The sequence below is a fragment of the Halobacillus sp. GSS1 genome, assembly GCF_017307035.1.
GTDB classification, from domain to species: domain Bacteria; phylum Bacillota; class Bacilli; order Bacillales; family Halobacillaceae; genus Halobacillus; species Halobacillus litoralis.
The window spans coordinates 35,728-59,884 of record NZ_JAFLHE010000015.1 but is presented as its reverse complement, the minus strand read 5'-3'; the positions used below and the strand labels follow the sequence as shown (position 1 = coordinate 59,884).

General features: G+C 42.7%; 20 protein-coding genes. 19 read left to right on the top strand and 1 reads right to left on the bottom strand.

What is annotated here, in order from left to right; translation table 11 throughout:
• The first annotated feature begins 162 nt into the window (after positions 1 to 162).
• From yhbH to J0K78_RS17755, 16 genes are all read left to right on the top strand, one after another.
• The gene (gene yhbH / locus J0K78_RS17830) at positions 163 to 1,326 is read left to right on the top strand and encodes a sporulation protein YhbH (protein WP_089653080.1); all 1,164 of its coding nucleotides are present in this window, start codon (positions 163 to 165) and stop codon (positions 1,324 to 1,326) included.
• 137 nt (positions 1,327 to 1,463) lie between these two features.
• Positions 1,464 to 2,969, top strand: coding sequence for a potassium/proton antiporter (locus J0K78_RS17825; protein WP_206948300.1), 1,506 nt, complete (start codon positions 1,464 to 1,466; stop codon positions 2,967 to 2,969).
• A gap of 214 nt (positions 2,970 to 3,183) precedes the next feature.
• Positions 3,184 to 3,996, top strand: a complete 813-nt coding sequence (gene proC / locus J0K78_RS17820) for a pyrroline-5-carboxylate reductase (RefSeq protein ID WP_160915368.1) — start codon at positions 3,184 to 3,186, stop codon at positions 3,994 to 3,996.
• Between the two features lie 93 nt (positions 3,997 to 4,089).
• Positions 4,090 to 4,569 carry a PH domain-containing protein gene (locus J0K78_RS17815; RefSeq protein WP_206948299.1) on the top strand — a complete coding sequence of 160 codons (480 nt, stop codon included), beginning with the start codon at positions 4,090 to 4,092 and terminating at the stop codon, positions 4,567 to 4,569.
• Positions 4,562 to 6,058, top strand: a complete 1,497-nt coding sequence (locus J0K78_RS17810; protein ID WP_242517946.1) for a PH domain-containing protein — start codon at positions 4,562 to 4,564, stop codon at positions 6,056 to 6,058. The genes J0K78_RS17815 and J0K78_RS17810 overlap by 8 nt, the downstream gene beginning before the upstream one ends.
• A gap of 127 nt (positions 6,059 to 6,185) precedes the next feature.
• Positions 6,186 to 7,481, top strand: a complete 1,296-nt coding sequence (locus J0K78_RS17805; RefSeq protein ID WP_206948297.1) for an NCS2 family permease — start codon at positions 6,186 to 6,188, stop codon at positions 7,479 to 7,481.
• 1,004 nt (positions 7,482 to 8,485) lie between these two features.
• On the top strand, positions 8,486 to 10,066 hold the full coding sequence (locus J0K78_RS17800) for a spore germination protein (RefSeq protein WP_206948296.1): 1,581 nt from the start codon (positions 8,486 to 8,488) through the stop codon (positions 10,064 to 10,066).
• Entirely contained in the window at positions 10,002 to 11,156 is a 1,155-nt protein-coding gene (locus J0K78_RS17795; protein ID WP_206948295.1) for a GerAB/ArcD/ProY family transporter, read from the top strand. Before J0K78_RS17800 ends, J0K78_RS17795 begins: the two co-directional genes overlap by 65 nt.
• Positions 11,153 to 12,274 carry a Ger(x)C family spore germination protein gene (locus tag J0K78_RS17790; RefSeq protein WP_206948294.1) on the top strand — a complete coding sequence of 374 codons (1,122 nt, stop codon included), beginning with the start codon at positions 11,153 to 11,155 and terminating at the stop codon, positions 12,272 to 12,274. Before J0K78_RS17795 ends, J0K78_RS17790 begins: the two co-directional genes overlap by 4 nt.
• 82 nt (positions 12,275 to 12,356) lie before the next feature.
• On the top strand, positions 12,357 to 12,851 hold the full coding sequence (locus tag J0K78_RS17785; RefSeq protein WP_206948293.1) for a hypothetical protein: 495 nt from the start codon (positions 12,357 to 12,359) through the stop codon (positions 12,849 to 12,851).
• A 143-nt stretch (positions 12,852 to 12,994) separates the two neighbouring features.
• On the top strand, positions 12,995 to 13,618 hold the full coding sequence (gene safA, locus J0K78_RS17780; RefSeq protein WP_370551177.1) for a SafA/ExsA family spore coat assembly protein: 624 nt from the start codon (positions 12,995 to 12,997) through the stop codon (positions 13,616 to 13,618).
• Between the two features lie 126 nt (positions 13,619 to 13,744).
• Positions 13,745 to 14,701: an ABC transporter substrate-binding protein gene (locus J0K78_RS17775; RefSeq protein WP_206948292.1), complete on the top strand. Its 957-nt coding sequence runs from the start codon at positions 13,745 to 13,747 to the stop codon at positions 14,699 to 14,701.
• A gap of 148 nt (positions 14,702 to 14,849) precedes the next feature.
• Entirely contained in the window at positions 14,850 to 15,827 is a 978-nt protein-coding gene (locus J0K78_RS17770) for a FecCD family ABC transporter permease (RefSeq protein ID WP_206948304.1), read from the top strand.
• Positions 15,824 to 16,816 carry a FecCD family ABC transporter permease gene (locus J0K78_RS17765; protein WP_370551176.1) on the top strand — a complete coding sequence of 331 codons (993 nt, stop codon included), beginning with the start codon at positions 15,824 to 15,826 and terminating at the stop codon, positions 16,814 to 16,816. The genes J0K78_RS17770 and J0K78_RS17765 overlap by 4 nt, the downstream gene beginning before the upstream one ends.
• A gap of 270 nt (positions 16,817 to 17,086) precedes the next feature.
• Positions 17,087 to 18,274, top strand: coding sequence for a NupC/NupG family nucleoside CNT transporter (locus J0K78_RS17760; RefSeq protein ID WP_206948291.1), 1,188 nt, complete (start codon positions 17,087 to 17,089; stop codon positions 18,272 to 18,274).
• A gap of 131 nt (positions 18,275 to 18,405) precedes the next feature.
• Positions 18,406 to 19,830, top strand: a complete 1,425-nt coding sequence (locus J0K78_RS17755) for an aldehyde dehydrogenase family protein (RefSeq protein WP_206948290.1) — start codon at positions 18,406 to 18,408, stop codon at positions 19,828 to 19,830.
• A 565-nt stretch (positions 19,831 to 20,395) separates the two neighbouring features.
• Here J0K78_RS17755 and J0K78_RS17750 read toward each other — a convergent pair.
• Positions 20,396 to 21,757 (bottom strand): MATE family efflux transporter, encoded by a 1,362-nt coding sequence (locus tag J0K78_RS17750; protein WP_206948289.1) that lies wholly within the window; start codon positions 21,755 to 21,757, stop codon positions 20,396 to 20,398.
• A gap of 110 nt (positions 21,758 to 21,867) precedes the next feature.
• On the opposite strand from J0K78_RS17750, the gene J0K78_RS17745 reads away from it, so the two are divergent.
• From J0K78_RS17745 to J0K78_RS17735, 3 genes are all read left to right on the top strand, one after another.
• On the top strand, positions 21,868 to 22,944 hold the full coding sequence (locus J0K78_RS17745) for an undecaprenyldiphospho-muramoylpentapeptide beta-N-acetylglucosaminyltransferase (protein WP_206948288.1): 1,077 nt from the start codon (positions 21,868 to 21,870) through the stop codon (positions 22,942 to 22,944).
• A gap of 198 nt (positions 22,945 to 23,142) precedes the next feature.
• Entirely contained in the window at positions 23,143 to 23,565 is a 423-nt protein-coding gene (locus J0K78_RS17740) for an ATP-binding protein (protein WP_206948287.1), read from the top strand.
• A 5-nt stretch (positions 23,566 to 23,570) separates the two neighbouring features.
• Positions 23,571 to 23,924, top strand: a complete 354-nt coding sequence (locus J0K78_RS17735; RefSeq protein WP_206948286.1) for a hypothetical protein — start codon at positions 23,571 to 23,573, stop codon at positions 23,922 to 23,924.
• Positions 23,925 to 24,157: the final 233 nt, after the last annotated feature.

Below are 24,157 nucleotides of genomic sequence, written 5' to 3'. Positions count from 1 at the left end.
ATACTTGAATAACTTATTTACCAGCATGGACTATCAAACGGATTGTGAAACGATAGACAATATGGGCGAAAGAAACAAATAATCCATGTATATCTCAATATCTTTCATCCATTACCGTGGACCTGCATACGATAGAGTAATACTCGATTAGGAGGGAATTACATGGATGAAGAGATGAGTTTCGTAATCGCCGAAGACGACTGGTCCCTCCATCGGAAAGGCTACGACGATCAGCGGCGACATCAAGAAAAAGTGAAGGATGCGATGAGCAAGCAGTTACCTGATCTCATTACTGAAGAGAATATTGTGATGTCGAATGGAAAGCGTGTCGTTAAGATTCCAATACGTTCACTTGATGAATATAAGATTCGTTATAATCACGAGAAGAATAAACATGCAGGACAAGGTGAAGGGGATAGTGAAGTCGGGGATGTTGTTGCTCAGGCGCCACAGCAATCGAAAGGTAAGCCTGGCGATGGAGACGGAGCTGGTGATCAAGCTGGCGAAGACTATTATGAGGCAGAGATTTCATTAGCTGAGTTAGAGGAAGCCTTGTTTAAGGAATTAACCTTACCGAATTTGGATGAGAAGGAAAAAGACAACATCATTCACACAGACATCGAGTTCAGCGATATTCGGAAAACGGGATTGACAGGAAACATCGACAAGAAGAGGACGATGCTTGAAGCATACAAACGAAACGCTCTAGGCGGAGAAGCTTCATTTGCACCGATTTATCCAGAAGATATTCGCTTTAAAACGTGGAATGAGAAAACTAAACCAGAATCAAAAGCTGTGGTTATTGCGATGATGGATACAAGTGGCTCCATGGGACAATGGGAAAAGTATATGGCCAGAAGTTTCTTCTTCTGGATGACCAGGTTCTTGAACCGGAACTATGAAACGGTGGAAATTGAATTTGTTGCCCATCACACACAAGCTAAAGTCGTCAGTGAGGATGATTTCTTTTCTAAGGGGGAAAGTGGAGGGACGATCTGCTCCTCAGCTTATCGTAAGGCTTTAGAATTGATTGAGACCAAGTATTCACCGGAACGTTATAACATTTACCCGTTCCACTTCTCTGATGGTGATAATTTAACATCTGATAATAAACGCTGCCTGGGATTGATTGAACAACTGATTGAAGTTTCACAAATGTTCGGTTATGGAGAAGTCAACCAATACAATCGATCTTCGAGTTTGATGCAGGCCTATAAATCGATCGATCACCCGAAATTCCGCTATTACATTTTGAGAAGAAAAGCAGATGTATTTCATGCCATGAAACAATTCTTCAGTGAACAGGTAGAAGAGATGCTAAGCTGATGTTGCAAAAAAGCCAAGTAACATCTTGTTGCTTGGCCTTTTTTGTGTTTTCAAAAGCTGGACGAGTGTTTTATTACTTGCACCCTAGGCTTCCTTGGTATAATGTCGCTATAAAGAAAATAAAAGGAGTATCGTTTATGATTCAGGAAATTTTAGAGTCCAATCAATTCATCATGTTGATGGCTCTATTGCTTATTGTCAGTATCATCGTTACAAAATTCTCATCCAGACTCGGGGTTCCGTCGCTCGTTCTCTTTATTGCGGTTGGAATGCTCGTCGGAAATGATGGGCTTGGGTTCATTTATTTTGATAACCCTGAAATTGCTCAGTTGATCGGGGTCATCGCTTTAATAGTGATTTTGTTCGAAGGTGGTATGCTGACAAAATGGAAAGATATACGACCTGTAGTGGTACCTTCCATTTCTTTAGCTACAGTAGGAGTTGTCCTTACGACATCCATCGTAGCTTTAGCTGCCAAATTCATCTTACATATCGGTTGGATTGAGGCTTTCCTTGTAGGTTCTATTGTAGGGTCTACAGATGCGGCAGCTGTATTTGCTGTTTTAAAAGGAAAAAATGTCCGACCTAAGCTTGAAGCGACACTGGAAGCGGAGTCGGGTACAAACGATCCTATGGCTGTGTTTCTCACCATTTCATTTATTCAGTTGCTCACGATTGATCAAGTCAATATATTAGGGATGATCGGTTCATTCTTTTGGCAGATGGGTGCTGGATTAGCGGTTGGATTTGGCATCGGGTACTTGGCCAGTTTTTCATTAAATCGAATCAATCTGGATTCAAGTGGACTTTATCCATTGTTCGCTCTAGGTTTCGCTTTTTTATCTTACAGTTCAAGCTCCCTTCTCCAAGCAAGTGGTCTTTTAGCTGTATATGTGACAGCCGTTGTCATTGGAAATGCTGAACTGGCTTACCGTTATTCCATCTTGCGGTTTCATGAGGGATTTGGCTGGATGGCTCAAATTCTCATGTTTATAATTCTCGGGTTATTTGTTTCGCCCACTGAAGTTTTCACATGGCCTGTTATGATGGATGGATTGCTTATAGCACTTGTGCTTATATTTATTGCAAGGCCTGTAGCCACGCTTTTAAGCCTGTCTGGTTTTTCGTTTACAATGAAGGAAAAGTACTTTTTATCCTGGGCTGGGTTGCGTGGTGCCGTACCAATCGTACTGGCGATCTTCCCGATGCTGGCTGGAATACAGAACAGCCAGCTTATCTTCAACGTTGTTTTCTTTACTGTTCTTACATCAGCTCTTGTTCAAGGGTCGTCCATCACCCGTATTGCTGAACGTTTCAAACTGGTTTCCGATAAGCTTGGAAACCCGATTCATTCTCTTGAGTTAATTTCCATCGGCAAAGCGAATGTTGAAATGATTGAGTTCGATGTAACAGAAAGGAACATCATTGTTGGTCAGACTTTAGAAAATATGGAATTGCCGGATCGAGCATTAATCAACGCCATCATCCGTGACGGAGATGTAATCACTCCTTATGGTCAAACAGAAATTAAAGCGGGGGATACGTTGTATATCCTTGTAGCAAGGAAAAATAAAAAAGAAGTGAAGCAGCTGCTTGAAGCAATTAATGAAGAGGAAGCAGAACACGAAAAAAGCCGAGCTTAAGGCAGCTCGGCTTTTTTCGTAGCAGCTATGATATTTTGGGCGTTTCACTATGATATGAAGAATACAGTTATTATTATAGGTAAGATATAAGGCTTTGTAAACCTTTTCTAGAAAAAACATGTAATTTTTACTAGAGAAACAAGGGAAATCCAATATGGAATTGTACGTTCGACAATCTTCCTATACAATAAGAATCACTAAGGAGGGATGTACGGTGAACAAACGTATAGGTTTTATCGGCTGTGGTCAAATGGGGCGGGCGATGATACAGGGCATGATTGATGCAGGCCTTGTGAAAGCGCGTGATATCGCTGCGACGGCTTTATCCGATGAAACGATAGATTTTGTGACGGATGAATACGGAATTAACATTTCCAATGAAAATAAACGAGTAGCAAGAGAGAGTGACCTACTTTTCTTAGCGGTGAAACCTTATGTGTACCAAGGAGTCGTCCAGGAAATTAAGGACGAAGTACCTGAGGATACTGTGGTAGTTACCATTGCTGCCGGCATCACCCTCGACGCTATGAAAGAAGCCTTCGGCCGTAATGTGAAGGTGATTCGTTCCATGCCGAACACGCCTTCGCTGGTCGGAGCAGGCATGAGCGTTCTGTGTCCGAACGATTTCGTGACTAAGGAAGAATTAGCAGACGTGATGGAAGTGTTTGAGAGCTTTGGAGAAGCTGAAATAGTCGAAGAAAAGTTGATGGATGCGGTTCCCGCCGTCAGCGGATCTTCACCAGCTTTTATCTATATGCTCATTGAAGCAATGGCGGATGCGGCTGTCCAACAAGGCTTTCCCAGAGACAAAGCCTACAAAATGGTTTCTCAGACTGTCCAAGGGGCGGCCCAAATGGTTAAAGAAACCGGCCGCCACCCTGGTGAGCTGAAGGATGCCGTCTGTACTCCTGGAGGTACAACCATTTCGGGGGTTACAAAGCTTGAAGAAGCTGGCTTCAGAAATGCGATCATTCAAGGGATGGAAGCTTGTACAGAGAAGTCTAAAGCATTATCAAAAGGTAAATAATAAAGGGATGGCCGGGCTGTTACGTCCGGCTTCTTTTATAAATAGTGAAACATTTCGAACAGTCATTCGTAAGCATACATAGGGGGTGGGAGAATGGAACAGCAACCGACACAGAGAATATCACAGCAAGCGCTGACGGTGTGGCGCATTTATGGGTGGATACAAGTAGGGATCATTCTTTTGCTGACAATTGGTCTAACCGTGACGGTGATCTTATGGGATTGGCCATGGTGGATTGTGCTGATTGGGCTAGGCATCGCTTTGCTGGAAGTCCTTTCATTTGTATGGCTTGTACCAAGTTTACGTTGGAAAAGGTGGAGGTATGATGTCACGGAAACAGAAATCGATCTGCAGTACGGATTATTTATTGTGACACGTACACTGGTACCTATGGTCAGAGTTCAGCATGTGGATACAGAACAAGGACCTTTACTCAGGAAGTTTCGTTTATCTACCATCAGCATTTCAACAGCTGCGACGGTACATAAAATCCCGGCACTGGATGAGAGGGAAGCTGAGCGTCTACGCCAGTCCATCTCTTCCTTAGCAAGGGTGGCGGAAGATGATGTTTGAACCGAAAAGACTGCATCCGATTTCAGCAGTTATCAACTTTGTGAAGACGTTAAAAGATGCGGCTTTACCATTGATTATTGTACTCGTGTTAAATGGGAACATATTTAGTGGGGAAGTGGATTGGATTCCATTGCTGATATGGATCGGTGTACTGCTCCTTGTTTTGGGAGCAGGGATCATTCGCTGGCTGCGATTTACATACCGCATGGAAGAGGGAGAGCTGAGAATTGAATACGGGCTTATTTTTCGTAAGAAGAGGTATATTCCTATTGATCGAATTCAGAGTCTTGATTTTTCAGAAGGTATTTTTCATCGTCCTTTGAACCTCGTTAAGGTGTCGATTGAGACGGCTGGCTCAACAGGGAATGAAAAAGCAGAGGCTGAACTAACAGCCATTCGGAAGGAAGAAGCAGATTCCTTGGAAGGAGCCATTTTCCAAGAGAAGAAACGTAGAAACGCAAGACAGGATGACGACATATGGGATACCGAACATGCCCAGACAGAAATGGAAGAATCAAAGCGTGAAAAGGTCTATGCTATGTCCATGAAGGAAATCGTGATGATGGCCGTCACTTCTGGAGGAGCGGGGGTGGTCATCTCCGGAGTAGCAGTTTTCTTCTCTCAATTCATGGACCTCTTACCCGTAGGAACGATCTATAATGAAATCCTTGACTGGATCCAAATTGGCGTGTTGGTGATTGCTTTTACCGCTCTTGTCATACTCTTAGTGGCTTATGGGATATCAATTATTATGACGATTCTAAGGTATGCTAACTTTTCTGTTTTTATTGATGAAGATGATTTGATTATTACGCGTGGCTGGCTTGAGAAAAAACAGATGACGATACCTTTAAATCGGATTCAGGGCATTCGAATGGAAGAAAACCTCATTCGACAGCCTTTAGGATACGCTTCTGTCACGTTAATCAGTGCAGGGGGATCGGTTTTAAAGAATGATGAGCACCAATTACGACTGCTGCCAATGATCAAAAAAGCAGACGTGGGCGAGGTACTGAAAAAGGTTCTTCCTGCTTATGATGTTGTGGAGCATTTCCATGAACCGCCTAAGCGATCGTTATTCAGATACATTCTGCGCCATTCATGGTTCGGATTTGCAGCGTCAATTCCCATCAGCATCTTCTTTTTTCCTTATGGTCTATTATCCATTTTGGCCGGTGGATTCTTAGCCGTGCTGGGCTGGTTAGCCTACCATGATGCAGGATGGAATATTCAGGATGACCAGCTGACTTTAAGATCGAGAGGAATCATCAAGCAGACGGATTTTATGAAAAAGTACCGAATTCAGGCAGCTTATGAAAAACAAACGTATTTTCAAAAAAGGACACACCTCTCAAGTATAGAAGTTATGTTAACGTCAGGAGGAGGAAGATCGCTTGCTTCCTGCTACTACCTTGAGAAAAGGGATACAGAGGAAATTATGCACTGGTATAGAGTCAAGAGATTAAGTGAAAAACCGTCTGAGGAATGATTACTCAGACGGTTTTTTGTGTGAAAATAATAAAAGCGAACATTTTTGTTGTTACTATTGATTTTTGTTCGTAAAAATAATATTATAATACACGTTGTAATTCTTATTGAAAGTTTGGTGTTCCCAAATGTTAAACAAATGGTTCCGATTAAATGAAAATCATACAGATGTTAAAACAGAGTTGCTTGCAGGAGTGACGACTTTTTTAACGATGGTCTATATTGTTGTTGTTAACCCGGCAATTCTATCAAGTGCAGGGGTTCCTTTCGAACAAGTGTTTATGGCGACGATCATTGCCGCAGTTGTTGGTACGTTAATTATGGCATTTGCTGCTAATTACCCCATTGCAATTGCTCCTGGTATGGGATTGAATGCGTACTTCGTTACAGAAGTTGTCCAACAGGATGTTAGTTATTCTGTTATTTTTGGGGCTGTCTTTGTATCAGGTATATTATTTGTTCTTCTTAGTTTGACTAGTTTACGTAAAACGTTGATTACAGCGATTCCTCCTTCATTAAAATATGGGATTACATCAGGAATCGGTTTATTTATAGCTTTTCTTGGGTTAAGAATGTCAGGTATCATCGTTCCTAGTGAAGAGACGCTGGTTACACTTGGAGATTTAACAGCAAAAGGTCCATTGTTGACGGTATTCGGACTTTTCTTCACATTGGTCCTGATCGCAAGAAATGTGACGGGTGGATTATTCATCGGCATGTTCGTTACAGGCATTATCGGCTTTTTCACAGGTCAACTTCAGCTTGAAGGCTTTATCGAGGCACCACCAGCTCCTGTATTCTGGGATATGGATATAGGAGCGGTATTCAGCAATGGCCTTTATACGGTTATTTTCGCTTTCCTTCTTGTCACGATTTTTGACACGACAGGAACGATGATCGGTGTGGCGGAACAAGCCGGGTTCATCCGTAAAGATGGAAGCCTTCCGAGGGCGCGTGCTGCTTTAATGGCAGATGCATCAGCTACAACCGTTGGAGCTATGTTTGGAACGAGTCCTTCTTCTGCTTACATTGAATCTTCTTCAGGGGTAGCAGCTGGAGGACGGACAGGCCTGACGACAATGGTCGTTGCTCTATTGTTCATTCTATCCATGTTTTTTGCCCCTATTGTAGGAGCCGTTTCCGGTTTACCAGCTATTACAGCTCCTGTATTGATCATTGTCGGTTGCTTTATGATGGGTGGTCTTGCAAAGGTGAACTGGGGTACTTTCGATGATGCTTTTCCAGCCTTCATCATTATCCTTTCTATGCCACTCACATCCAGTATTGCAACAGGAATCTCGTTTGGTTTTATCACGTATCCATTGTTAAAGCTCGTTACTGGAAAAGGAAAAGAAGTACACTGGATTTTATACATGTTCGCGATTATTTTCATATTACAAATGGTCTTCTTCCCAGGCCACTAACCCCACCAAATCCTATGGCAATCCAGCCATAGGATTTTTTTTGTTATTCAACTAAATGACAGGTTTCTTGAAGACTCAGTTTCGAGACTTTTGTTGAGTGGATAGGGCGGAGGGGAATAGCTCGCTTTCCGCGGGAGCGCGGTGAGCCTCCTCGGACTGCGTCCTGTGGGGTCTCACCAAGCACTTTTTTCCTCTTCGATATCCGGTTTCGGCGCCTAGCGGCTAGTGAGACTTCCCTCGCTTCTGTACGATAAGTCAACATCGAATCACTCCGTTCTTCGTGTTTCCTTTATCTCCGCCAGCTCGGTCCAGTCCATACGCCGCTGATCAAGGCGCCTGCACACTTAAGGTAGGAGTCTCGCCATTCCCCTTCGCCCCTTAACCAAGTATGGTTCTCGAAACCACTACTTAAAAAACAGCTTGTATGGATATGAGAAGTGAATGATTTAAACTCTACCTCGTTGACGTTTAGCATACGCAAATGCTTGATAGAACGCACTATATGCCCGCATAGGGGAGAAGATTTGGAACCTTACTTATGAATACAGGTGTTCGAATCATCCACTTCCCTTAATCATTCAAGCTGACCCTTTTAGAAGTGGTTTCGAGACACTTATAAGGTCAAGGGGCAGAGGGAAACGGTGAGACTCCTATGGGACGTGTGGGACAGGTGAGACCCCGGAAGGCGTAGCCTGAGGAGGCTCACCGCCCGCCCCATGGAAAGTGTTCAAATGCGGAATCGTCCTGGTAGACATGACTGGCATAAGCAGAACAGCAACGGAATGTGTTTTTCATTCCTTTGCTGTTCTGCTTATGACGCGAGTGTCTGGACGATGGAGCAAGACGAACCTTTTCCCGGAGCCCCTAGAACCACACAATCGTCTCGAAACTGAGTCTTCAACTAAAGGGAGCGTTAGGGGAAAAGAAGATGATTCGTCTTATATAAGGATTTCTAACGTATATTCCATTTTATTCGTGGCAAATTAAGGGTAGGTGATGCGAAAATGGGAATCTTTACGCGATTCTTCAGGAATAACCGAGACATATTGAACGACCGGCATATGTCTGAACCTTCGGGTGATAAAGAAGTGCCAACCACAAAAAAATTGACAGAAAATGTTAAATACATCTTAGATGCTTTCCACCAAACGAATGATCTGAAAATCCGTGTCCTTAAGAAAGGGGACGCGACTCTTTTATATTTAGAATCCTTAGCTGAACACGAAAAAATCCATGAGAAAATTTTTGCTCCCATAGAAATGGGGCACACTGATGATGTTTTTCAACTTCCGAATGCAAAGCATACCCACGATTTGGAGGAAGCTGTACGCACTATTCTGCGGGGGCATGCGCTTTATTTAGAAGAGGGGAAACGAGAAATCGCGCAGTTTAGTGTGACATCATCTTTCAGCCGAACGCCTGAAGAGCCACAAAACGAAAAAGTTGTTCGGGGTGCCCATGATGGTTTTGTGGAGAATATGATGACGAACATCAACCTGATACGTAAAAGAGTAGAGCACAGGGATTTAACAATCAAATACTTTAAGTTGGGTAGAAAGACAAACACGAATGTTGCTGTCATGTATATGGATGGTATTGCGGATCCTACGCTTGTCCAGGAAGTTGAGACCCGATTACACTCCGTTGATTCAGACATGATTCATAGTCCAGGACACGTAGAAGAATTTATTGAAGATCAGTCGAACTCTCCTTTTCCTCAAATGTTAAATACTGAAAGACCCGATCGTGTCGCGGCTAACATAGTAGAGGGTAGAGTCGCCATTATGTCGGAGGGAAGTCCTACGACTCTTATTGCACCTGCTACATTCTTTATGTTCTATCAGGCACCGGATGATTATAATATGCGATGGTTCACAGGCACGTTTGTCCGTTTGATTCGACTCTTCAGTTTCGTGATAGCTGTGAGTTTACCTGCTTTCTATATTGCGGTAGTAAGCTTCCATTTTGAAGTCATTCCTGATGAACTCATCATTCCAGTCAAGGCATCCATAAATGAGATTGCCTATCCACCCATATTAGAAGCTCTTGTAATGGTTATTATTATTGAACTGATCAGGGAAGCAGGGATACGTTTACCACAACCCATTGGGCAGACCATCGGGATTGTCGGAGGCCTTGTCATTGGTGATGCGGTAGTACGTGCAGGGCTTGTATCCAACTTGATGGTCATTGTTGTGGCCTTGACGGCTATTGCTTCCTTTGTAGTCCCTTCCAATGAGCTGAGTACAGCCCTGCGGTTGTTAACTTTTCCACTGATCTTACTCGCAGGGACGATTGGGTTTATTGGTATCGTATTCGGGATGTTATTCATTCTCATTCACTTAACGCGCCTTCACTCTTTCGGAGTTCCTTATTTTGCACCACTTGCTCCTTTGAGTCTGGTGGACTTGAAAGACACGTTTGTCCGTTTGCCCATGTATATGATGAAGCTAAGACCAAAAGATGCTCATGCAGTTAAACCTGTAGCTTTGGACCCTTCAAGGGAGTGGAGAAACCGTGATGAACAAAACCAATCAAAACAAGGAGGGGACCAAACCTCCACAACAAACGAACCAAAAAAATGAGCAGAAATTGTCACGTAGACAATTTTTCTTCATAATTATCCAAACCCAAATTGGTGTGGGAGTACTCTCTGTCCCATATGAACTGCATACGGTAGCTAAGCAGGATGGTTGGATTTCTCTTTTGTTAGGAGCAGTAGCTATTCAGCTTTTACTTGTAGGAATATGGTTTGTTGCTAAGAACCTTCCACAAGATACTCTATATACAATGAATGATAAGTTGTACACAAAATGGATAGGGCGGCCACTATCCATTTTGTATATCCTGTACTTTATAGGTGTTGGGACACTTATCATTTTGTTATTCTGCCGAATGATCAATGTGTGGGTATTGCCGAATACACCCATTTGGGTCACCGCTCTTTTAATGATCACCGTTTGTATGTACATGGTTCACGGTGGGTTGCTCGTGCTTGGAAGGATGTACACCATGCTTTCGATATTGATTGTATTTTTGCTCATCCTTATGGTTTTCGGAGCAAAAGAAATGCAAATCATGTACCTTTTTCCTATCTTAGAAACAGGATGGGGAAAGGTGTTTTCTGGGATCAACCAAGCCATTTTCTCCTATTTTGGGTTTATCGTTACGTTGGTTGTTTATTCAAAAGTGGAAGGAACGCACAAACAAAAATTAACAACGATCGTACTTGCTCACTGGTTTGTAACGCTTTTTTACTTGTTTACGGTGCTTGCAAGCTACACATTCTTCAGTACTAGTGAACTCCCATTAGTTCCTGAACCTGTTTTGTATATGTTGAAATCGTTCTCACTACCGGTTGTGGCTAGGATTGATTTGTTTTTTATTACGATATGGGTCATTAATGTAGCCACTTCATTCGCGACGTATCTTTATTTATCGAGTATTGGCTTGTCGGATTTGTTTAAGAAGCAGTCCAAAACAAAATTTATTGTCTTGATTGGTGTGGTCGTGTTTAGCATTTGTATGTTTATTGATTTGGATATTAAAAAAATGGAAGCTTTCAACAAAGTGGTGACCTATTCTGGTTATGTTTTTTCTGTGGCTCTTCCATTAATCATGGTCCCATTAAGCTTTTGGAGGAGGAAAAAAGATAAGGGGGAGGGAGCATCATGAAGAGGTATTTGATCGTTGTTATGGCGGGTCTTTTATTCCTTACGGGTTGCTGGGATGAAAAACAGTTTAAAAATGTTAAGCTTGTTCTTTCGTTAGGATTCGATCAAGGAGACGAAGGTCAAATCATACAGACCGTCTCTATTCCTACAGTCAATAGAGCTACAGAAGGGCCGGGGAGTGAGAGCCTGCAAATACTATCAACCTCCGCCCAAACCCCGTTGCAAGCAAGGAATAAGATCGACCTCATGATCTCGGAGTCTTATGACCCTTCTAAAGTGAAAGTGGTCGTATTAGGGGAAGATCTTGCGAAGAAGAACATCTATCCCATTCTTGATGACATGTATCGAAACTCTCGCAGCAACTTGAATGCCTACCTTGCTGTTGTCGAGGAAGGGATGGCTAAAGATGTAATCAGTATGAATCATGCGGGAGCCACAAGAATCAGTAACTATGTCAGCGGCCTTTTGGAGGCTGCGGTTTCATCGACTCATGCGACTGGTGAAAACCTGCAGCTGCTTTGTGCGGAATTGTTGGAACCTGGAATTGATTTCTCTGTCCCTATGCTGAAAATAGAAGATGAGGGGAACCTCCTTACTTTCAGCGGGATGGGGTTGTTTCATGATAAAGCCTATACAGGTGAAAAAATTGACGCGGAACAAACGACCTTGTATATGCTTTTGCAAGGGGTAAAGGGAAGAGTCGCCCGTTTGACGGAAAAAATTGATGATAACAAAAAAGAAGAGATTTTGGATTATGTTACTGTGAATGTAGCAGAAAACGATCGGAAAATGAAAATTGAAAATAACGAAGGAGAAATTTCTGTAACCATCAATCTGGATATGAAAGTAAAGATTGTAGAATACCCTTCTGATCATTTGTATGTCAAAGGGAAGGTTGAGGAAATTGGCAAGAAGCTTTCAGAAACCCTCACTGAAGAATCTGTAGATATTATCGCTCAGCTTCAAGAAGCGAACAGTGATATTTTTGGGATTGGAAGAAGAGTGAAAGCTTATCACCCTGACGTTTGGAGAAAATTAGAGTGGGAGGAAGAGTATCCGGAAATATCCATTAAACCAAACGTGAAAGTGGAAGTCATCCAACACGGAATTATTAATTAAAATTTTTTCCTCCTATGTGAAACCTTTTTATGCTTCACCTCGTCTTTATAGTAGAAACATAGAAATGACGGGGGAAAACAGTGTGTGGAGAAGATTTGGTGTTTTGTTTTTCTGTTTGTTGTTAGTCAGTGCTTGTAGTAAAACCCATGCCATCCCTAGTGGGTACCATTCTTACAATATGGAAAAGGTATCCTCGGCTGTTGAACAATTAGACTTTCAACCTGAGCTGCCTGAGTACATTCCTGTCCCTATGATTAGCGTCGTGACAGACATCTATCAGAGTGAAGGTTCAGAGTTGATGGACTTGAGTTTTTATACACCGGGGAATGATCTGTTGACCATTCAGTTTTCCCAAGAGGAAATCGATACTCTATGGATAGATCCGAAAGAACTTTCTATCCTCGACAATATCGATGGTGTTTACGAAGACAATCGTTTTTCTAAAAAGTTGACCTGGGAAAAAGATGGAGTGACGTATTTGATGACCTATCGCGCAAGTGTGGCGCCTGAAGAAGGTAATGAACAGAGTGTGACACGACAACAATTGGTTGAAGTGGCCCGCTCGTTTCATTCATAAAATGATTATACCTCCCCTATGGTATAGCACTCACCGATTGACCACCGGTGGGTGCGTTTTTAATTCCTAAACTTTTCCTCTATATACATATTTTTATGTGTGAGAGCCAAACTACATCTGACACTAAAAAAGGAGTGAGAAACTTGAAAGTATGGATGTGGTTTGGCGCTATCATTTTTGCTGCGGTGTTGTTTGTGCAAACCCCTCAAATGACCCAAGCAGCAACGGATACTTACACAGTTAAGAGTGGGGACACATTATGGAAGATCTCAAAAAAGTATAAGATTGGTTTGAGTGAAATCATCAATGCAAACCCACAGTTCAACAACCCTGATCTCATTTATCCAGGAGACAGGGTGACGGTTCCGCTGAAAGCAGACATCAAATCAGTCGAGAGGCAAGTCATTGATTTGACGAACCAGGAAAGGGCGAAAAATGGTCTTCCTGCTTTAAAAGCCAATTGGCAGCTATCACGCGTGGCTCGGTACAAGTCCAGAGACATGGCGAATAAAAATTATTTTTCCCATACGTCACCGACTTACGGTTCACCATTTAATATGATGAGAGACTTTAATGTTTCTTACAATCGTGCGGCCGAAAACATCGCTGCCGGCCAGCAAACACCACAGGAAGTGGTTAATGGGTGGATGGAAAGTCCTGGGCACAGGAAGAACATTCTAGATCCTAATTTAAGACAAATCGGTGTAGGTTACGCAGAAGGCGGAAGTTACGGTTATTATTGGACTCAGATGTTTATAACACAATAAATGAAGGGGATGTTGCTTTGATAAAAGCGGCATCCCTTTTGCTGTGCCCTTTACAATTGACCTGAATTTGAGTATGATAAAAAAAGCATTTGATAATGATTATCAATAACAATGGAGGTATTACATATGAAGAAAAGTATAGTTCCGTTATTTATGCTTGTTCTTGTACTCGTTTTAAGTGCCTGCGGGGGTGCTTCTGAAGATCAAACTTCAGAAGATACACAAGATGAGAACGGTGAAACAACAGAAGAAACACGTGTGATTGAACATGAAATGGGCGAAACAGAAATTACAGGGCAGCCTGAGAAGGTTGTGGCGCTGGAGTTTTCATTCGTGGACAACCTTGCTTCGTTGGGGGTTTCACCTGTCGGCATCGCGGATGATGATGATTCAGAACGTATTATTGAACCGATTCGTGAGAAAATCGGTGACTATACATCTGTAGGTACAAGAAAGCAGCCTTCCTTAGAAGTGATTAGCTCTCTCCAACCTGACTTGATCATTGCCGATATGAAAAGACACAAAGATATCTATGATCAATTGTCTGATATTGCTCCGACGATTATCCTTCCTTCACTAGCTGCTGATTATGAAGGCATTATTACAAGCTTTGAAACCGTATCAAAAGCCATGGGTATGGAAGAGAAAGGTGAAGAAGTTCTAGCAGATCATCAGGCAAAAATGGAAGAACTTCGAGCGAAGGTACCTGAGGACGAAGACCGTACCGTCCTTCCTGCCGTAGTTGTGGACAGCGGTTACTTCGCACACAACATGGAATCCTACACCGGATCTCTTTTGGAATCCATCGGTTTGAAAAACGCGATTCAAAGTGGAGATGCGCGCTACAATAAAATCAACCTTGAACAGGTCGTTGAATTCAATCCGGATGTGATGTTCCATATGGTTGCCGGTGATCAAACGGTTGTTGATGAGTGGGAAAGCAATGACTTATATCAAGGTATTTCTGCGGTTGAAAATGGAGAAGTCCATGAAGTTGATCGCAACATGTGGTCACGTTTTCGAGGGTTGATTTCATCTGAAAAAATACTAGAGGACGCTATCAACTATTTATATGAGGAATAACGGCTTAAAGAGCGGAGGGAGGCCCTTCGCTCTTTCCTTTTTATCATAGGACGCTTTCCTATCGTTTGTGATATGGTGAAAAGAGTATATAGATAGGAGAATTCATGTGCAGCATATATCTGAGCAATCATCCATATTCAAATATAAAATGGCCCTCATTTTCTTGTTCGGTATTTTGGTCCTTATGGCGAGCTTCATGGCGAGTTTAAGTATTGGTGCCTATGCTATTCCATTTACTGATGTATGGAAATTTTTATTTACCCCTGATGAGGGGAAAGCTGCTTCCATCATTCATACAATCCGTTTACCAAGGGCTTTGGTAGGAATCATCGTAGGCGCATGTTTAGCTATAGCCGGAGGAATCATGCAAGCCATCACGAACAATCCTTTAGCTTCTCCTCAAGTGTTCGGGGTGAATGCGGGGGCCTCATTAATGGTAGTGGCTGGTGTTGTCCTCTTTCCGGGACTTGGTTCTTCAACGCTCGTCTATTTCGCATTCTTAGGTGCAGCCGTTGGAGGAGCGATTGTCTATTCGCTCTCTTCCACAGGGGGCGGTATGACACCAGTGAAATTAGCTCTGGCAGGGATTACTGTCCATTTGTTTCTTTCCTCTTTAATTGAGGGAATCGTCCTTTTTCATGAAACATCAACAGAGGATGTTCTTTTTTGGCTGGCCGGGGGCATCGATGGTCGCAACTGGGCTGATGTCCAGTTAATGATTCCATGGTCACTGACCGGCCTCATCGGCGCACTATTTCTAGGTAAAGGGCTTACGATCCTTGGATTAGGTGAAGATGTTGCAAGGGGGTTAGGGCAGAGGATTGGATGGATCCGGGTTTCATCAGCTATCTTAGTCATCCTATTGGCTGGCATTTCCGTGGCGGTTGCTGGTCCAATCGGTTTCATCGGCTTAATCATTCCGAATATTGTACGTAAGCTCATTGGATCAGATTACCGCTTAGTACTTCCGGTGTCAGCTATCTTCGGGGCAGCATTATTAACAATTTCTGATGTTCTTTCAAGGTTCATTTCATTTCCTGCAGAATCTCCAGTGGGTATAGTAACGGCACTGCTTGGAGCCCCGTTTTTCTTATATCTTGCTAGCAAAGGGGGGCGTTCAGTGTGAGATTGCAAAAGTTGAATCCAATAACGATTATTGTTTCCCTTACCATTCTGGTTTTGTTAGGAGCCTTTCTTTCCATTGGTATAGGCGCTGTTTGGATTCCTCCTGGATCGATATACAACTATATGATTGGATTTGATGCAGGGGGCAGTGGCTACATCATTGAAAATTTCCGATTGCCCCGAATCATTATGAGTTTGTTGGTAGGGACTGGATTGGGTGTATCTGGTGCTTTGCTGCAAGGAATTATCCGTAACCCCCTGGCATCTCCAGACGTCATCGGGATCACCAAGGGAGCTGGGTTTGCAGCCGCAGCTGTCATCATCCTTTTCCCTTCCTTGCCTGTCATCGGCCTCCCGATTGCTGCATTCTTAGGAGCGGGGCTGGTCACTATCGGCCTTTATATCTTTGCTTTTAAAAGAGGGGTCCAGCCAGCGACTCTCGCCTTGGTTGGGATTGCTTTAGGTGCAATCTGTCAGGCTGGTATACAATTTTTAACGGTCAAATTTCCATTGGAGACAAATGCAGCACTTGTCTGGTTGACCGGGAGTTTATGGGGAAAAGATTGGACAGATGTGTGGATGCTTCTGCCTTGGATTGTGATTGTTGTTCCCATTACGTTTTTCCTAGCTCCAAAGCTCGATGTTCTTAGTCTAGGAGACGATGTTGCGGAAGGGCTAGGAGAACCCGTAAGAAAAGCAAGGTTGATATTATTGATCATAGCTGTGATTCTAGCTGGAGCTTCAGTGGCCGTTGTCGGTACACTTGGGTTTGTCGGGTTAATTGCGCCGCATATTGCTAGGCAACTGGTAGGGAATAAGCATATCTATCTCTTACCTGTTTCAGCGCTGACGGGCACGTTGCTTTTAATGGTTGCTGACAACCTGGGCCGTGGATTGTTTCCACCTACAGAAGTTCCTGCCGGTATTTTTACGGCTGTCATCGGAGCTCCGTACTTTCTATTCTTATTGAGAAAGATGCAGAAATCATAAAAAAGAAACGCTTTTAAAAGCGTTTCTTTTTTATTGTGTACATGTGTATACTCATATGACAAATTTTTATTAAGGTTTCTGAAAAGGGGATAAACCCTTAGGAATAAAGGCATATTAGAGCATAGGACGACTAGCATGTCATGATTTGTTATTTATTACATACAAATAAACCTTGCATGACGTCTGACAACCTGATAAAATCCATAGTGGAATTACTTGATGTAAGCATTTTCATAAATACTTTATTTTACAATTAGGGGAGGACTTATTGTGGGTATTCTTTTAGGAATTCTTGCTGTTGCGATCATTCTTGGAATCGCTTTTCTAATGTCCAATGATCGTAAGAACATTAACTACAAAGGTGTAGGGGTTATGATAGTCGTTCAGTTGCTGATTACGGCTTTCATGTTCAACACGACCATCGGAAAACTCATCATTGACGGAATTTCCGCCGGGTTCAACAAGCTGATTGAATTTGGAACAGTCGGTGTTAACTTCGTACTAGGTGGCGTAGAAGTAGGAGAGAACGGTGTTTTCTTCTTCAACGTTCTGCTGATCATCATTTTCTTCGCAACCATTCTTTCTGTCTTAACGTATCTTAAGATTTTGCCATTCATTATTAAATATCTTGGTTGGGGACTTTCAAAAATTACCGGTTTGCCGAAAGTTGAATCATTCAACGCGGTCAACAGTATTTTCTTCGGTCAGTCCGAAGCTTTGATTGCCATCAAATCACAGTTCCACAACTTGAATGATAACCGTTTGTATATTGTAAGTGCTTCCGCTATGGGATCTGTATCTGCATCTATCGTAGGTGCTTATCTTGGAATGCTGCCAAGTCAATATATCCTTGTGGCTCTTCCATTAAACATGTTCAGTGCCTTGATTGTTTCATCCATCATCGCACCGGTTAAAGTTTCTAAAGAAGAGGACAAAGTTGATATTCAAGACGTTTCCAATGCGAAAAGTTTCTTTGAAGCCATGGGTAATGGTGCCCTTGATGGCGGTAAAATCGCTTTGATCGTTGCATCTATGCTGATTGCTTTCATCGCTTCACTTGAACTTGTGAACTGGGTGTTCGGAGCTGTATTCAACGGCTTTACGCTTCAAGAACTGCTTGGTTATATCATTGCTCCGATTGGATTGCTAATGGGTATTCCAGCTGCTGAAGTTGTTGATGCAGGTGCCATCATGGGTACGAAAATCGTAACGAACGAATTCGTAGCGATGCTTGAATTCTCTAACATGCTTGATAGTGTATCTGAGAAAACAGTTGGTATTGTCACGGTCTTCCTTACAAGTTTCGCTAACTTCTCCTCAATCGGTATCATTGCTGGTACTGTTCAGGGTATTGATGCGGAGAAAGGTGGACGAGTATCTGGTTTCGGTATGAAACTTCTTATCGGTGCCACGCTAGGTTCTATGCTTTCTGCAACGATTGCAGGATTATTCCTATAAAGTGCCGAAAAGTCTGAATGGAGGGTTTCCTCCATTCAGACTTTTTTTGTTTTCTTCATCTATGTGAGTTCTCCATACTTGGACCAGAAAATAGGAAAAGTTGTAAATTCTATTTCAAAGGAGAGAGGTTCATGGATCGTCATAAGCTCTATATTAATGGAGAATGGATAGACACCAATGATCAACTGGACGTATGGAACAAATACACACAGGAAACCTTCGCTCAGGTGGCTAAAGCTTCTGAGAAAGAAGTCAATGCAGCCATTGAAGCAGCCACGCATGCGTATAAGAAGCATGCCATGTCTCCTTATGAACGATTTGAAATATTAAAACGTGTGAGTGAACTACTGAAAGAAAACCAGGAGGAAATGGCAAAAGTCATAACGATGGAAGCGGGGAAGCCGATCAAACAGGCGTTAACCGAATTGGACCGTGCTGCTCAAACATTTGAATTGGCAGCAGAAGAAGCGAAACGGATCCATGGAGAAGGTGTTCCAGTAGAGGCTGCTCCAGGGTCTGAAAACCGTATGGCTTTCACGATCAAGGTTCCTGTAGGAGTTGTCGGAGCCATCAGCCCATTCAATTTCCCCGTTAACCTTGTCGCACATAAAATTGCACCCGCTATAGCGGCAGGGAATGCGGTGGTCTTGAAACCTGCAAGTAAAACGCCGATATCTGCGCTGAAATTAGCCGGGTTATTTGAAGAGGCGGGACTTCCGAAAGGTTTTCTTAATGTGGTGGTAGGTTCAGGATCCACGGTGGGAAATCAAATGATGAAGGATGACCGGATTAACCTTTACACGTTTACAGGCAGTGCAGAAGTCGGGCTCAAGTTAAAACAAAATACAGGTCTGAACAAACTAATCCTGGAACTCGGAAATAACTCACCAGTTATCGTTGATAAAGAAGCGGACCTTGATGCAGCTGCAGAAAATGTGGCCGCTAAAAGTTATGCGTTTGCCGGACAGGTTTGTATATCTGTCCAACGATTGTACGTCCATGAAGAAGTCCGAGAAGAATTCCAGAACAAGTTCATTCAGGCGATTGAAAAGTTGAATGTAGGCGACCCGAATGATCCTAATACCGATGTTGGTCCTATGATCAGCGAAGATGAAGCTGAGCGGGCCGAACAGTGGGTGGAAGAAGCGAAATCAGCAGGAGCCCAAGTCATCCACGGTGGCAATCGCGAGGCCGCTTTATTCCACCCGACGGTCTTAACAAATGTAAAGCCAGATATGAAAGTCGTCTGCGAAGAAATATTCGCTCCTGTTGTGAGCATCATTCCGTTCTCTGATCTTCCATCATGTATAGAGGAAGTGAATGATTCCCCTTATGGCCTCCAAGGGGGTATTTTCACGAAGAATCTTGATACCGCTTTTTATGCAGCGAGAAATGTGGAAGTTGGAGGTTTAATGGTCAACGATTCCTCGCAATATCGTGTCGACCTCATGCCTTATGGTGGCGTGAAAGATAGTGGTTGGGGCAAAGAAGGGCCAAAATACACGATCGAAGATATGACAGAAGAACGCTTAATCGTCCTTAATTTAAACCAATAACTAACGATCATAAACCAAAAAGAAGCGTCCTCACTCAGGACGCTTCTTTTTATATTCAAGATATGCTCCCTATAGTTTAAGACTCAGTTTCGAGACTTTTGTTGGATGGATGGGGGCTGCGGGGAATAGCTCGCTTTCCGCGGGAGCGCGTTGAGCCTCCTCGGACTGCTTCCTGTGGGGTCTCACCATGCACTTTTTCCCGCAGGAGTCTCGCCATTTCCCTTCGCCCCTTTACCATATAAGTATCTCGAAACCACTTCTGGAATAAGTTACTTTCTCATGTTGTAATTCGAACGAAACGAACTTCTAAGAATGCTATTTTACATGCTAAAGGCTTGTGATAGAGCGCTTTTACTAATCTCACCAGGATAATGGAAGTACATCTAATTTGGTACAGGGGTTCGTTTCTCCCTTAAATCGAAAGGGGTGGTTGGGAAGCTCGGCACTCCCCCACTGGAAAGCGAGTAGCTTCCCAGCCACCCCAGACGCCCAATAACGTAACGAACCCCGAAAACATCTCGAAACTGCGTCTTCCGCAATCCTGCAAGTTTGTTAATAAGCTGTTCTAGGAAGTGGTACTGAATTGGGTGTTTCTTTTTTGGATATACAACATACGGATGAGAAGGGTGATGGCTCCTGCGGTAAGACCGATGGTCAAGCTTAACCAGTATCCATAAGGACCGAGTGCGGTATAGTTCGCAAGCCAGTACCCACTTGGCAAGCCTATGCCCCAGTATGAAATAAACGCCATGACAAGTGTAATGTTCACGTCCTTATAGCCGCGGAGAATCCCTTGAAGAGGCGCACCAAACCCATCAGACAGCTGAAAGAATATAGCATAGATAATAAAATTCTTAGTCAATTCAATCACTCTGTCATCTGTACTGTAAAGTCTTGCAATGGCATCATCAAATATGAATAAAACCAGTCCTGCAAAAATGCTCATCGTTACAGCTGATGCAATTCCTAAATAAGAATACGTTTTCGCTTCCTTGTGTCTTTCTGCCCCAACTTCGAAACCAACCGCTATGGTTAAGGTGAAGGCGATACTCAAGGGAACCATATAGAGAAGTGATGCGAAGTTGATGGCTGCCTGGTGGGCGGCGATCGTATTCGTGTCGTAAGCTGTCATGAAAAAAGTGACGGCTGCGAAAATACTCGTTTCAAAAAAGATGGCAAAGCCGATGGGAACGCCGATCTTTAATTGTGCCCACCATTCTTTCCATTCGGGAGAAATCCATGATTGAAAAATTTTATAGGTTCTTAGCGGGCGGATTTTGTGAATGATACTGATAAGGATAACTAATGATACCCAATAGGTGAGAGCAGAAGCTACTCCTGCGCCGATCCCTCCGAGTTCAGGGGCCCCCAATCGACCGAAGATAAACATATAATTGAAAAGAACATTAATGGGTAGTGTCATAAGTATGACGGTCATTGAAACTTTGGTTTGCCCAAGGGCATCTACAAATGACCGAAGGATGTTGAAAACAAACAAAGGGACAATTCCAATCCCCAGTGTGACTAAGTAATATTTTGCGACATGCCGGACTTCTGGAGTGATGTCTAATAAAGACAAAATGGGATCCAGCAAAAAAAATCCAATTGTACCTATTCCACTTGCTAAAGCAATGGACAAATAGATGCCTTGTTTGACGGAATAAGAAATTTCGTTTTCTTTCTTTGCCCCTTTTAATTGGGCAACAATTGGGGAAATAGCCATGAGTATGCCATTCAATCCTGTAAATACAGGCATCCAGAGACTTGATCCTATTGCTACTCCTGCCAGTTGATCCGGCCCGGATTGCCCAGCCATAATCGTATCGAAAAAGTTCATAAGGTACATGCCGATTTGCGTGATCAAGATAGGAATGAGGATGATGCCGAACAATTTGATTTTTTCCTTTAATGTTTTTGTTTCATACATAGGCCACACTCTTTTCTGGTACAATTCTCTTTAGAGGAATACGAGGATTATAGCATAGTAACACATACAGACCTACTTAAGAAGCCCTCTGAAAGGACGTTGATTAACATATGAGTCAGAAACGAATTTTATTTACCGGTGGAGGAACCGCGGGACATGTGATCGTGAACCTTGCGCTTATTCCAGAATTCCAGAAACAAGGATATACCGTTGATTACATCGGTTCTTATAGTGGGATTGAAAGAAACTTGATTGAGCCTTTAGATGGAGTCACCTACCATGGCATCTCTACTGGAAAGCTTAGAAGGTACATGTCCAAGGAAAACTTTAAGGATCCTTTTAAGGTGTTGAAAGGATTAGCTCAATCTCTTCGCATCATTCAGAAACGAAAGCCTCAAGTCATTTTTTCAAAGGGTGGATTTGTTTCTGTACCTGTAGTCATGGCGGCTCGCCTGAAAAACGTTCCGACCATCATACATGAATCGGATTATACGCCGGGGCTTGCCAATAAACTTTCCTTCCCGTTTGCGAAAAAAATCCTGGCCACTTTTCCAGAGACAATGAAACACCTGCCAGAAGGAAAGGGCGAATATATCGGAGCCGTTGTACGTGAGGAACTGTTTGAAGGAGACCGCTCTAAAGGTTTAGCTTTGTGTGAGTTTCATAAGCAAAAACCTGTAGTCATGGTGATGGGAGGCAGTACAGGATCGAAAAGAATCAATGATGCGATTCGTGGTAATCTAGATGAGTTGCTTCAGGAAGTCCAGATTGTTCACATCTGCGGGCATGGGCACAAGGATACGTCCATCAATAAGCGGGGATACGCCCAGTTCGAATATGTTCAGGATGAGCTGAAGGATTTGTTTGCTGCTACAGACTATATTGTTTCTCGGGCAGGATCAAACGCCATCTTTGAGTTTTTAGCTTTGAAGAAGCCGATGCTTCTTATTCCATTATCAAGAAAAGCCAGCCGAGGAGACCAGATTTTGAATGCAGACTCTTTTGTTAAACAGGGGTATGCGCTTAAAAGAGAGGAAGAAGAACTTACTAATGAAACATTAGTGAATGACCTCCGTCAGCTCATTAATAATCGTGATCAGATTCTTGCCTCCATGCAAAGCTATCAAAGTGAACAAACGAAGGAAAAAGTGGTGGACATTATTCAGGGTCATGAAAAGAATAATTAAGAACCGTACTCCTATAGGTCAAAGATAGGCAAGGGGTAATGTTCTTCCGCTTGGAACCGTTATTGTTTTCCATTTTTATGAAAAAGTAGGCACTTCCCCTTTTAAGTGATTTGGATAAAGGGAATAGGAAAGTGAACAAATCCATTTGCTAAGTACAATGATTGCACATCATTGACTTAAAAGAGGAGAGGCTGAATAATGAAGGCATCTATAGAAGCCAATATCAGACATCCGAGAGAACTGAGAGATGTCCGACGCAAATATTCACCATATCTTTCCAAATACTACGGAAATGATCAACTTCTTGTGGATGCATCCATTACTGAAGCTGTAAGGAATGCATGGGTCCACGGCCACCATGAGAGGACAGATTATCCCGTCTTGTTAAAAATCCACTTTCTTCACAAAAGGTTGCTCGTCAGAATTTATGATCATGGAGATGGGTTTGACTGGAGGCCTTATCAGGTGTCAGGTGATGTGAAGCACTGGTTCCCAAGTGTGGAAGATTTAGATGAGAGTGGACGTGGAATTACGTTAATGCTTAGAGTTATGGATGTTTTACGATATAATGAAAAGGGCAACGAGTGTTTGCTAATGAAAAAATATCTCAATCAGGAGTAGATTTCGTGAACACAAACATCTGTCGGTATTGTTTCAAAAAAATCCAGGACCGTGACGAGCTTGTCACAGCATCCAACTGGTTCAGAATACGCCCTTATCACTACCGTTGCTTCGAACTGTTAGAGCAGGACACGAGGACCATTGCAGGAACGTGGACACCAATTAATGGGAGAGTAGGACTTGTGACTGTTTTTCTCATGCTTGTTCTTTCGATCGTTCTACTTTTAACCGATCTTCTTGGGAGGATTGGGGATTTGGTAGGATTCCTGGCCTTATATCCTGTACTTCTGCGTATTCTTTCTTTCTTCATATTTGAAATGCATCTGCCGAAATATGTGGAAAATAAAAACAGACATTAGGCCCTTATGTTAGCAGTTTAGTTTAGGTGTATGCGCAGAATAAAGCGCACCCTTAAACTAAACTGCTTTTTATTTTACATAACGATAGAAAAGGATTTTTAAAACGTAATTTTGAGATGATTGAATGGATTACGTGACGTTTCATATTCATGATTTCAGTTGAAATGAACAATCATGATTGCGCTTCCAAGGCGGGTATGGTATCTTATTTATTCGTTGCTTCGAAAAACTGT